The 12572-nt window shown below is 29.5% G+C and carries 10 protein-coding genes; 1 reads left to right on the top strand and 9 read right to left on the bottom strand.

What is annotated here, in order from left to right; translation table 4 throughout:
- The 5 genes from glyA to ACXYRR_RS01310 are packed head-to-tail and all read right to left on the bottom strand — an operon-like array spanning position 1 to position 6293.
- Positions 1-1269: a serine hydroxymethyltransferase gene (glyA, locus tag ACXYRR_RS01330; RefSeq protein ID WP_458597419.1), complete on the bottom strand. Its 1269-nt coding sequence runs from the start codon at positions 1267-1269 to the stop codon at positions 1-3.
- Positions 1270-1276: 7 nt separating this feature from the next.
- The gene (locus ACXYRR_RS01325) at positions 1277-3430 is read right to left on the bottom strand and encodes a phenylalanine--tRNA ligase subunit beta (RefSeq protein WP_458597418.1); all 2154 of its coding nucleotides are present in this window, start codon (positions 3428-3430) and stop codon (positions 1277-1279) included.
- Positions 3402-4115 carry a uracil-DNA glycosylase gene (locus ACXYRR_RS01320; protein ID WP_458597417.1) on the bottom strand — a complete coding sequence of 238 codons (714 nt, stop codon included), beginning with the start codon at positions 4113-4115 and terminating at the stop codon, positions 3402-3404. The genes ACXYRR_RS01325 and ACXYRR_RS01320 overlap by 29 nt, the downstream gene beginning before the upstream one ends.
- Positions 4105-5055, bottom strand: a complete 951-nt coding sequence (gene pheS, locus ACXYRR_RS01315; RefSeq protein ID WP_458597416.1) for a phenylalanine--tRNA ligase subunit alpha — start codon at positions 5053-5055, stop codon at positions 4105-4107. The genes ACXYRR_RS01320 and pheS overlap by 11 nt, the downstream gene beginning before the upstream one ends.
- Positions 5056-5057: 2 nt before the next feature.
- Positions 5058-6293: a replication-associated recombination protein A gene (locus ACXYRR_RS01310; protein ID WP_458597415.1), complete on the bottom strand. Its 1236-nt coding sequence runs from the start codon at positions 6291-6293 to the stop codon at positions 5058-5060.
- A 233-nt stretch (positions 6294-6526) separates the two neighbouring features.
- Here ACXYRR_RS01310 and asnA point away from each other — a divergent pair, with 233 nt between their 5' ends.
- On the top strand, positions 6527-7507 hold the full coding sequence (asnA, locus tag ACXYRR_RS01305) for an aspartate--ammonia ligase (RefSeq protein ID WP_458597413.1): 981 nt from the start codon (positions 6527-6529) through the stop codon (positions 7505-7507).
- A 37-nt stretch (positions 7508-7544) separates the two neighbouring features.
- Here the strand turns inward: asnA and ACXYRR_RS01300 are convergent, their stop codons facing one another.
- The 4 genes from ACXYRR_RS01300 to ACXYRR_RS01285 all read right to left on the bottom strand — a co-directional run bounded on the left by ACXYRR_RS01300 (position 7545) and on the right by ACXYRR_RS01285 (position 12572).
- On the bottom strand, positions 7545-8033 hold the full coding sequence (locus ACXYRR_RS01300; protein ID WP_458597411.1) for a large conductance mechanosensitive channel protein MscL: 489 nt from the start codon (positions 8031-8033) through the stop codon (positions 7545-7547).
- Between the two features lie 6 nt (positions 8034-8039).
- Positions 8040-10625 (bottom strand): DNA gyrase subunit A, encoded by a 2586-nt coding sequence (gyrA, locus tag ACXYRR_RS01295; protein WP_458597410.1) that lies wholly within the window; start codon positions 10623-10625, stop codon positions 8040-8042.
- Positions 10626-10747: 122 nt separating this feature from the next.
- Complete coding sequence (locus ACXYRR_RS01290) at positions 10748-11491, bottom strand: pseudouridine synthase (protein WP_458597409.1); 744 nt, start codon at positions 11489-11491, stop codon at positions 10748-10750.
- 1 nt (position 11492) lies between these two features.
- Positions 11493-12572, bottom strand: a complete 1080-nt coding sequence (locus tag ACXYRR_RS01285) for a nicotinate-nucleotide adenylyltransferase (RefSeq protein ID WP_458597408.1) — start codon at positions 12570-12572, stop codon at positions 11493-11495.

Genomic DNA, 12572 nt, shown 5'->3' with positions numbered 1-12572 from the left:
TTATAAATACGATTTTTTAATCGGATGCTCACTAGTAATTTTGACAACCTTGTTTTTTAATGAACTAAGTAGTCTTTGTCCTGCTTTGGTATCTGAATTAATAAGGTGTATATTTTTTAAAGCTGTATCAATAATGTCTGCTAATAATGCTCATTGTTTAAAACCACGACTAGTCATAGCAGCAGTACCAAGGCGGATTCCACTTGCTAAAAAAGGTGATAGAGTATCAAATGGAATAGTATTCTTATTTGCTGTAATATTAATTTTATGTAATACTTTTTCGGCTTCTAAACCGTTTATTTGATAGGTTTTTAATACATTAATCATAAATAAATGATTATCAGTTCCTCCACTAATAATTACTGCTCCACGACGCTTGAATGCATCGCAAAAACGCTTCGAGTTATTAATGATATCTTTAGCATATTGCTTAAATTGTGGTTGTAATGCTTCGTAGAAAGCAACTGCTTTACCAGCAATAGCATGAAACAATGGACCACCTTGATAACCAGGAAACACTCAACGATCAATTTTTTTAGCCAATTCAGCATCATTAGTCATAATTATTCCCCCACGACCACCTCGTAAAGTTTTATGAGTTGTAGATGTAATAATATGTGCATAATTAACCGGAGATGGAAATACTCCACCAGCTATCAATCCTGCTAAATGCGCAATATCTGCAAGCAACTTGGCACCGACTTTATCAGCAATTTGCCGAAAACGTTTAAAGTCTATTAATCTTGAATATGATGAATATCCACAAATAATCAAATCCGGTTTTTCTTTAATAGCTAATTCTTCGATTGCATCATAATCTAATAATTCATCTTTGGATAAATCATATGAAACTGATTGATAAAAAATCCCACTAAAAGAAATTTTATATCCGTGAGTTAAGTGCCCACCGCTATTTAAGGATAATCCCATAATTTTCCCACCTGAAGGTACACATGCAGCAATAGCAGCAGCATTAGCAACTGAACCAGAATATGGTTGCACATTTGCATATTTAACACCATATAATAGTTTTAAACGATCAATAGCAGCTTGTTCGATCACATCTACATTTTCACATCCACCATAATAGCGTTTGTTAGGATATCCTTCTCCGTATTTGTTTGTTAACACACTTCCTTGTGCCTTTAAGACATCTTCAGAAACATAGTTTTCGCTTGCAATTAATTCGATGTGGTCCTCTTGTCTTTGTAGTTCGTTATTGATCGCATCGGAAACAACTTTATCATGTAGTTTAATTTTTGAATACATTTTTTACCTACTTATTAAATTTTTCATTTAATCTTTGTATAACTTCATCATTTGCACTAATTCTTAATGTAACATTGCGAGTATTTGTTTGTTGATAATTATCAATTTGTTGGATGTCATAAATTTGACCAAGACATCTTAAATTTGAAACAATATTACCTATATAATCGGTATTTTTAAGTGTAAAAGTTAAATCAAGAGTTTTTAATGGGCTTAAATCTACTGGGATATATTTAATCTTATTATTTGCTTTTATATCCATAAATTCTGCATAAAAAGCATTTGTTTGATCATATTTGGGATGGATTTTTCCAATTCATCCGATAATCGTATTATTGTATTTTATATAAGCAGAAACATTTGGATGAATATAATCATTATCCTTTAGTGCAGTAAATTTAACATCAAAACCTAAGAAATTAATAACATCTTGTTTTAGTTGTTCAAAAGTCTTTGTTGTGCTCGCAAGTCCTCAAACCATTATATTTTCTGAAATCATTCCATATTCAAAAATGTTAATATTGCTCATTTTACGCTTTTGATTGTATGCTACAACTTCTGAAAGTGATGTAATAATCGAATTACGAATGCATTCGTGTTCTTTTGAAATAAAAGTCATTAAATTGATTTGTTTTTCAAATGAAAAAGGATTTAATTTATTTTTTTCTTTTGAAACAAGAGTAAAGGTTCGTACTTCATTATATCCTTGGTGCTGAAAATATGATTTAGAATTATTAATTTTTTGTATATGAGCAGGAACAGTTTTGATTGGTTGTGGTTTGAATTTTGCATATGAATAAAATCTAAAAATTTCTTCGATTATATCTTCAAAAACTTCTATATCATAACGATATTCAGGGGTAGTTATTTTATTATTTTCAAATCTAAATCCAAGCGAAGTTAGTTTTTTTAAAGCATTATCAAAAACATTTATTTCATTTATACCTGCATATTTCTTTAAAAGTTCTGCATTATATATAATGCTTGTTTGCTTATGATAAATAATAGGGTTAATTATTTGTGAAATCTGTAAATTTTTGCAATAAAAACGAATAAATTCCATCGCAACTGAAGCGAGATAAGCAGTTATAACCCTTGAACCTTGACTTGATGCAGTTGTGCTTATCCTTATTTCTTTTGTGCTGTGACGAATGTATTTAGGATCAAAAACACCTACTTCAAATAAATAGTTTTCTGTATCTAAATCAGTTTTTGTGGTTTCTAGACCGATAACAGAAGCAAGTGAAATAATATTGCTGTCATCTGAAATAGCTAAAACATTATCAACAGCAACTTTTTTACCACCTAATATCTCAATCTCACCAGAATACAATTTTGCAGTAATATTTTTTTGTAGTTTTGCAGCATTATAAACGTGTACTGGAACACCGATATTTATTAATGTTAAATTTGTCAGGTTAACACTTCAATCAAATAAAGAAGAAATATCGTGTTTTGCTAATAAAGTTTTTTCGTAAATACTTGTTTTTAATTTTCCTTTTATTTCACTAAAACTAAGATTTTTTGCCATTCCATTGGCTGCTTTAAAATCACTTATAAAATTTGGTTCTTGTTCTTTTGATTCAAAAACAAATTTAGTGTTAAAATATGCAGCAAGTTCTTTAGCAAGAATAAAATATGAATTTGCATCATTGCGGTTTGCATTGATTGCTATTTCGATTAGATAATCATCGATACTTAAAAGTTGCATTGGATCATCGTTTATGCTTGCAAAATCATTTGGTAAGACTAACAACTCATCTTTTTTTGACAGTAAGTCTCATTTATAACCTAATTCTGATCAAGATGCTAACATCCCTTGTGATGGATAACCTTTAAGTGTTTTTTCACCAAAGATAATTTCACCTCTTTTTGCACCAACAGGAAAACAAACAACTAAATCACCTACCTTTAAGATTCGATTAGTTGTTTGGATTGTAATTTGTCCTTTTTTAGTTTTTAATTCAACAACATCTAAACGATCAGAATTTGGATTTTTGAAGACATTAATAACTTTTGCAAATAAAATACCTTCTATATTAGCAAATTTTCTCACATCATCAACTTCAAAACCTATTTCATTTAATGCGTTTGTAGTTTCTTCTGCAGTAAGTTTGATATCTGGTAAATAACTATTTAGATGTTTTAGTGAAACGAGCATTAAAAACCTCCTCATGTGGTAAATTTCAATCAATTTCTGTTTTATTTTGTGTTTTTAAAAGATGATTAATTTTTAAAAATATTTGTGAATTATTAAATCCTTTATTAAATGACAACGGTGAAGGATGTGAGGATTCGATGATATTTTGTTGTTTAATTTTATCGAAGTTAGATAAATTATATACAGTTTCTTTTGCTTGTTTGCCTAGTATGACAAAAATTACGTTACTATTTGCTTCGATGATTTTATCTAAGATTACTGATGTAAATTTTTGTCATCCGATATATTTATGTGAATTAGGTTTACCTTTTATAACTGTTAAAACTGTATTCATCAATAATACACCTTGCTTAGCTCAATTAACTAGTGAATTAGTTTTTATGACAATATCTGGATAATCTTGTTTAAGGACTTTAAAAATGTTTGCTAAACTCTTTGGTGTTTCGTCTTTTCAACTAGAAAAAGCCAATCCGTCTGCGCTATCATCATTATAATAAGGATCTTGACCTAGAATAACAACATTAGTTTCATTAACTTGAAAAAATTCAAAAGGCTTAAATATGTCCATTTGGTGTGGGTAGATGGTTTGGTTATTTAATTCTGCTTCTTTTAAAGAATGAAAAATATTATCAAAATAACTTTTTTTACCTTCTTTTTGTAAGATTTGTAAAAAACTATCTTTCATTGCTAAATTGCTCCAAAATTCTTAAATCATTACGATATAAATCCCTAATATCATTAAATCCATATTTAATCATTGCAAGTCTTTCGACTCCTACACCAGCAGCAAAAGCATTAAATTTAGCATCAAATCCTGCCATTTGTAGCACTTTCGGATGCAGCATTCCAGCACCTAAAACTTCTATTCAATGATTTTTATAAAACATATCTACCTCCACACTAGGCTCGGTAAATGGAAAATAACTAGGACGCAACCTTATATCAATTTCTTCTTCCAAAACATAGGATAGAAAGGATTTTAAAGTTCATATGAGATTTGGAAAACTAACGTTACCAACACAAACAAAGTCGAGTTGTGTAAACTGATGTGAATGAGTAGCATCATCTTCATCATTTCGATACACCTTACCTAATGCAAATGTTGAAATTTCGATATTTTTATTTTCGTGTAGAACTTTTGCAGTAATTCCAGTATTATGAGTTCTTAATAATGTTGTAGCATTTAAATAAAGTGAATCATGCATTGCTCGAGCCGGATGATCGATGGGGATATTAAGTTTCTCAAAATTATATAAATCAGAAACTATTTCACCACTTTCTTGCTGATAATAACCATGCTGAATAAACCAAGTCTTAATGTGTTCTTCGATTAATGTTATCGGATGCAAGCTACCAGGTTTGTATACAGGTTTGCTAATATCAATAAATTCTGAGTTTATTTTACGATCTATTTCTATTTTTTCCAATCTTTCTTCAGCATTTTTAAAAAACTCTTCATATGTTTTCTTTAATTCATTAATTTGTTTACCGATTTGTTTTTTTTGTTCAACTGGTGCAGTTTTTAGACTTTGTTGTAGTTGATATATTTGTCCATCTGATGAATAAATTTTAGCTTTTGCTTGTTTAAGATCTTCGAGTGTATTTATATCTTCAAGTTTTAACATTATTACTCCTTTTTATAGTGTTTTTTTCATTCTGCTTTTAAATTGTTTCAATATTCTAAAATGTTTTGTTCATTTTTGTTGCTGCTTGGAATGTAAAATTTAGTATTTTGTAGTTGTTTTGGTAAATATTGTTGATTATTTCAATGTTTAAAATAGTCATGTGGGTATTGATAACCAATTCCATCACCTAATTTTACTGCAGATTTATAATGTGAGTCTTTTAAATAAGATGGTATTTGGTAAATGTTACCATTTAAAATGGTTTGCTTAACTTTATCACGTGCTAAAACAACGGAATTGCTTTTAGGAGATGAAGCAAGTTCGATTATTGCTGATGTAATAGCAAGTTCCCCCTCGGGGATACCTAGTCTTTCAAAAACTCTTATGGCTGCTTCAGTTTTTGCACCTACCATTGGATTTGCTAATCCAATATCTTCGTATGCAACAGCAAGCATCCTTCGAAACAAACCATCATTATCACCACTTTGTAAAATTAAAAAACCATAATATAATGCAGCATCAATATCACTACCACGAAGTGATTTGTGAAATGCTGAAAGGTTATTATAGTGAGCACTTTGTTTATTATCGCTATAAAAATTGATATTTGGTATTATAGTTTTTAAGTCATTTTTACTAACTTCTTTTCCATCTTTTTTTAATAGTGCAAGTAATTGTAAGTTATTTATACTTGCTCTTAAATCACCACTTGAAAAAGCTGCTAAATTGACTAAATTTTCCTTGCTTATTTTTAAATAAGGATAATTTTCTTTTATAATTTTCTCTAGCATTAAAGCGATATCTTGAACATCTATTTTATTAAACTGCAAAATCTGCATTCTGCTACGAACAGCAGGAACAACTTTAAAATAAGGATTTTCTGTTGTTGTAGCATAAACAATTATTTTATCAAACTCTAAATAAGATAGTAATATATCTTGCTTATCACGATTCAAACGATGGATTTCATCGATTATTATAACATCGCAATCATCTAAAATTTTTATTAAATCTGATTTATTATCAATCGATGCATTAAAATACCCCGCTTTTAAATTTAACTCATTTGCTAAAATAAAAGCAGTTGTTGTTTTACCTGTTCCACTTTCACCGAAAAACAAAAAACTAGAAGTAATTTTGTTTTCAATTACTTCCTTAAGCAATTTTTTAATATGATTTTGACCGACAATATCATCTAATTTCCGTGGTCTCAATAAATTTGCTAAATTTTTGTTCATATATTATTTTATAATTATAACGATTTTTTGATTTTTATAGGTGTTAAAGAACAAAATTATTTTTCTTGTGTATAAACTTGTGGATAATTTAATAAAACGAATGTATAAATAGAACTTATTATTGCCATACTATGTATATTTTTAGTTTTTTTAAAAAAACGATGGATGTAAAATTGTTCATAAATAAAGAAAAAATTATCAACAAAAATAAATTAGTTTAAAATTAAATTGCTATGTATAAATCAAAATTAGACATTAAAGAAACACAAATAGCTATTCAAGATCTTAAACAAATTTTTCAAGCAAATATTAAGGTAGCATTAAACTTGACTAGAGCAACTGCACCGTTATTTTTAGATGCAAAAACAGGACTAAATGATGGTCTATCAGGTGAAAAGGCAGTCTGATTTAATCCAAAAGATTCTAATGTTCGCTTAGAAGTCGTGCATTCGTTAGCAAAATGAAAGCGTCATGCATTAAAACAATATCAATATTTAGATGGTGAAGGTATTTATACTGATATGAATGCAATCCGTCGTGAAGAAGAGCTCGATTCGACTCATTCATATTATGTAGATCAATGAGACTGAGAAAGAATTATTTCCCGTAGTGATCGTAATTTAAATTTTCTAAAAAAGATTGTAAGTAAAATTTATGATGCTGTTAAAGCTACTAAGTATGCATTGCAAGAAGAATTTCCAAAACTTACTGATAAACTTGCTGAAAACTTATTTTTTATTAGTGCTCAAGATTTAGAAGATTTATATCCAAATTTATCACCTGAACAACGTGAAGATGTAATTGTAAAGGAAAAGGGAGCTGTTTTCGTTTATAGCATAGGTGAAAATCTTAAATCAGGTATAGTTCATTCAAAACGTGCATTTGACTATGATGATTGAAAATTAAATGGTGATTTGTTGGTGTATTCTTATGTTTTAGATAAAGCAATCGAGTTATCATCGATGGGAATACGCGTGGATGCTGAATCGATGTTAAGACAATCGAAAAAGGATAAAGAAGACTTGTTAAACCTGTCACCGTTTCATTATAAAATTCTTAACGATCAATTACCATTAACTATTGGTGGTGGAATCGGTCAAAGTCGTTTAAGTATGTTCTTGCTTGAAAAAGCACATATCGGTGAAGTTCAGTCAAGTTATTGACCAAAAGAACACATCGAAGAAATGAAAGATAAAGGTATTGAATTGTTATAAAAATATGTTTTTACCTATGATATAGGTAAAAACATTTTTATTCTAATTGATCGTCGACATCTGATTGTTGATTTTGTGGTTCTTTGTTTAAATTTTGATTAATTAATTTCAGTTGCTCTAAAATTAATTCATCTGTGGTAGGTTTAACTACATCAGGTTCTACTGCAACAGGTGGATTTTTCTTTAATCTATACCTTTTGATACCAGCTTTTATTATAAAATATGACATTAACATAATAAATAAGGTGAATGAAATGATTACAAAATTAATAATTGCACCTAAAAATTTCCCGTATTTAATACCTTTTCACACTAAACTTTCTAAGTCTTTAAATTTATCACCAAGGATATTATGTGCAATTGCAGACATAATAACATCGTTTGCTAATGAAGAAACTACTGCATTAAATACTGTCCCAGCCAAAAAACCAACGGCAAGTATAATTAAGTTACCTTTTTTAAAGAATTTCGATGCTTCTGTAAATGATTCATAAAGTAAAGACTTCTTATTATCTTTTTTATTCATTGCTTCCTATCTTAATTTAATTACATCAACTGCAACTATTTCATCATTGTCTTTTAAATTAATAATACGAGAACCTTTAGTTTGACGTGATGATTTAGGTATTTGTGTAATTTGTGTTCTAATAGTTATCCCTTGTGAAGTAATTATCAATAATTCATCTTCTAAACTTACAAATCCTGCATAAATAAGATTTCCAGCTTTTATATTATCAATTCCTACAAGACCTTTAACATTACGTTTAGTTAAATTATATTCACCTTCATCAGTAAGTTTTCCATAACCTTTTGAACCAAGAGAAAGCACTAAATTGCCATCACGGTTCGATGAAGCAGATACAACATATTGATTTTCTTCAAGTTTTATTGCTCTTACACCGATGCTATTACGACCTAATGCTCGAATATCATCATTTTTAAAGATTGCAATATTACGATAGTTATTTGCAACTAAAATATGATCTTCATCAGATGATAAGAATGCACATACTAATTCATCTGCATCAGCTAGTTTGAAGGCAATAAGTCCATTGCGACGAACAACTTTAAAAGAAGCTATATCAGTTTTCTTAAAGATACCAAACTTTGTTACAGTAGTTAAATATTGATTTTGCTCATAATCATCAACACTAATAATAGAAATAATCTTCTCTCCATTATTAACATCTAAGGTTTCTAAAACATTAATGAAAGGAACACCTTTACTTTGTTTGGTTCCTTCAGGAATTTGGTGTCCACGAAGTTTATATGCTCTACCGAAATTTGAAAATAACAATAAATCAGTATGGGTTTTTGTTTGAATAATCATCGCGATATCATCGTCTTTATATGTTTTCATAGCAACCGAACCAACTCCACCACGTTTTTGTGTGTTATATTCATCTAAGTTAATACGTTTCACATAACCATTTACTGACGTTGTGATTACAATATCATTTTCAGGGATTAAATCTTCTTCAGTTATTTTACCAGCACCAGAAATATCAATTTGTGTGCGACGAGCATCATTAAATTTTGCTTTAATTTCCTGTAGTTCACTAATAATTAAATCAATTAATTTATCTTCGTGTGCTAATATATTTTTATAATGAGCAATTTCAGTTAATAAATTTTTTAATTCTTCTTGCATTTTTTCGATACTTAATCCTGTTAAACGACGCAAATTCATATCTAAAATTGCTTTAGTTTGTCATTCGCTTAACTCAAAACGCATACTAAGCTTTTCTTGTGCAATTAAATCAGTTTTGGATGATTTAATGATTGCAATAACTTCATCAATATTAAAAATAGCAATTTTTAAACCTTCTAAGATATGTGCACGTTCTTCGGCACGGGTTAAATCAAATTTTAATCTACGGGTAACAACATCTTTTTGATGTTTTAAATATTCGTTAAGAGCAGTTTTTAATGTAAGTAGTTTCGGTTCACCATTGACTAAAGCAACTAAATTAGCACTGTATGCAGTCTGTAAATAAGTTTTTTGATATAACTTATTTAAAATAATATGTGGGTTGAAGCCACGCTTAATATCAATCACAATGCGAATTCCATCGCGATTTGATTCATCGCGTAAATCAGCAATTCCTTCAATTTCTTTATTTTTATGTTGTTCAACAATTTTTTGAATTAAAGTGGTTTTTTTAATCGCATATGGTATTTGCGAAACTATAATTTGTGATTTACCATTCGCTTTTTCTATAATATTAGTTTTAGAACGAACTATAATGCTACCACGTCCTGTTTCATAAGTATCAATAATCCCACGAGTGCCTAAAATTATTGCTCCCGTAGGAAAATCAGGGCCTTTTATATGTTGCATTAACTCTTTGGTGCTGATGTTAGGATTTTTGGCTAAAGCAACTGTAGCATCAATAGTTTCACCTAAATTATGTGGAGGGATTTCGGTTGCCATACCAACAGCAATACCAGATGAACCAGATACAAGTAGGTTTGGAAAGCGAGAAGGAAGTACAGCAGGCTCTTTTTCGCTTGCATCATAGTTATCCACAAAATCAACTGTTTCTTTTTTTATTCCTTCTAGCATTTCAGCAGATAACTTAGACATACGAGCTTCGGTATAACGCATCGCAGCAGCTTGGTCACCATCGATTGATCCAAAGTTTCCGTGTCCATCAACTAACGGATAACGCATTGAAAAATCCTGTGCCATACGAACCATTGCTTCATAAACCGATGAATCACCATGAGGGTGATATTTTCCAAGTACATCTCCTACGATACGGGCAGATTTGCGGTGTTGTGAACCAGGAGTAATACCTAATTCAGACATATCATATAAAATTCTACGGTGTACTGGTTTTAGTCCATCACGAACATCAGGGAGCGCTCTAGAAATAATAACACTCATTGCATATTCTAAAAAGGATGTTTTCATTTCATCATCGACTAGAATTGGATGCAAACCGTCTTTTGATTCGCTGATGATTTGTGATGAAACTTGATATTCTGCATTATTTTGTGGAATTTCTTCTTCGTCTTCTTCTATTATTGGTTCTTTTTTCTTAAAGACGATGTGGTTATCTTCTTCATAGTCATATTCTTTAATTTTTGTTTTTTTCTCTTGATTTTCTGCCATATCCCCTCCAATTTAATAAATTAAAAATTTATTAAATTATACACAATTTTTTGTTTAAAGTTATTATAAACAGCTAGAATTAAGTATTTTTTTGTCCCTGTGAACAAGCAAAAAAGAGAAAATTACGAATTATTTTCTCTTTTTTGCAATTTTTCTTCTTGTAATCTAACTAAATTTTTCAAATCCTTAACTTCCTTTAAAGAAAGTGGTCTATAGGTTCCGATTGGCATTTTTTCTACTGTGATTCCTGCATATTCAAGTCTTTTTAGATTGATAACTAACTTATCTACCAATTTAAATAATTCTTTAACATGATGATATGTTCCTTGTGTTAAAACAACAAAATAACTTTTTGGTGAATCGCTTCCACAAGGGATAACATCCTGCACACTTTTAACTCCATTAACTTTAGCTATTGAATTAAGTTTCTTTAATTCTTTTACACTAAGTTTTTCGTTTATTCTCGCTCGATACACTCTGGGGATTTGATATTTTGGATGCATTAATTTATTTGCTAAATCACCATCATTTGTCATTATTAGTGCCCCAGTAGTATCATAATCAAGACGCCCTACAGGAAACACTTTATAAGGAACATTCATTAAATCTATCACAGAAGGTCTATTGAAATTATCTTTTAAAGTTGTAATAGTTTTAGTCGGTTTGTTTAAAACATAATAAACTTTTTGTTGCTGAAATATAGGTTTATTTTTCACAAACACATTATCGCCAAAATCTGCTTTATCACCTAATTTAGCTACCATACCATTTACTGTTACATAACCTTTTTCAATTAATGTTTCTGCTTCACGTCTTGATGCGATTCCAGCTTGTGAAAGTAGTTTTTGTAATCTAATTTTTTCCATTTTAATCTTTCATATATAAGTTGTATAAATTTAGTGATTCATTAGAGAATTTTACACCTTTTGAAATATTAAAATCATAGGTTTGTTTTACAACTTCTTTAAAGCCAGCATCTAAATTAGTTAACGCAAGATCGCGTATTTTTTGAATTCCGGCAAAACGTCGTCCTTGACAAATTTTATCGGCGACAAAAATAATTTTATCTAACTTGCTCATATTCGGATGTAATTGGGTATGATAACGAACAGCTTGTAAAATCACTTGATTTTGTAGCATATATCCATGCTTTAATCATATGTATGAACAGATTTGGTGTAAAAATGCTGGATTTTCTTCTTTAATATCTGGTTCAAACTCTTTAATTGCTTGCAGCGATCTTTTAACATCCCATTCTTTTGCAATATCATGTGTTAATCCTGCAATATAAGCATCCTTAGCAGGATAATTATGAACTTTAGCAAGTTTGACAGCAAAATCAGCTGTTGCTACAGAATGCTTGGCACGCAAAGCAGAAAGGCTATTATGAATAATTTGTTCTAAATATAAACCATCTTTTTGAATGTAGTTTAAAACTTTTTTATCTACATGCGATAGCATTCCGTTTTTAAAATCACTTGATGCAAAATCATAAAGAGGGTTATTTAACAAAATTCCATTATATTTTTTTAGGTTAATTTTATTAATGTTTTTATCACGACGAAATACGGTTATTTGTGTGAGTTGAGAGATAATATCAATGTCTTTTCATTTATTTAATTTTGGTAAATTATCACTCCCGATTAATAAAAAAAGTTGATCATTAGGATATTTTTGCTTTAGATATTTTACTGTATCAATGGTATATGAGACATTATTTCGCTTAATTTCAAAGTCACATAATTGCATTTTCTCTTCTAAAACCAACTGAATCATTTCTGCTTTTTGATATGGTTTAACTAATTTTGTTTTAGACTTAAACGGTGATGTAAAAGTCGGAACAAATAGTAGTTTATCTAAATTGAGTTCTTTAATTGCATATTTTGCAAGTTTTATATGACCAATGTGAATTGGATCAAATGAACCACCATATATACCTATTTTCAT

It is taken from the genome of Mycoplasma sp. 246B (assembly GCF_054353935.1).
This window is presented reverse-complemented; position numbering and strand designations above follow the sequence as displayed.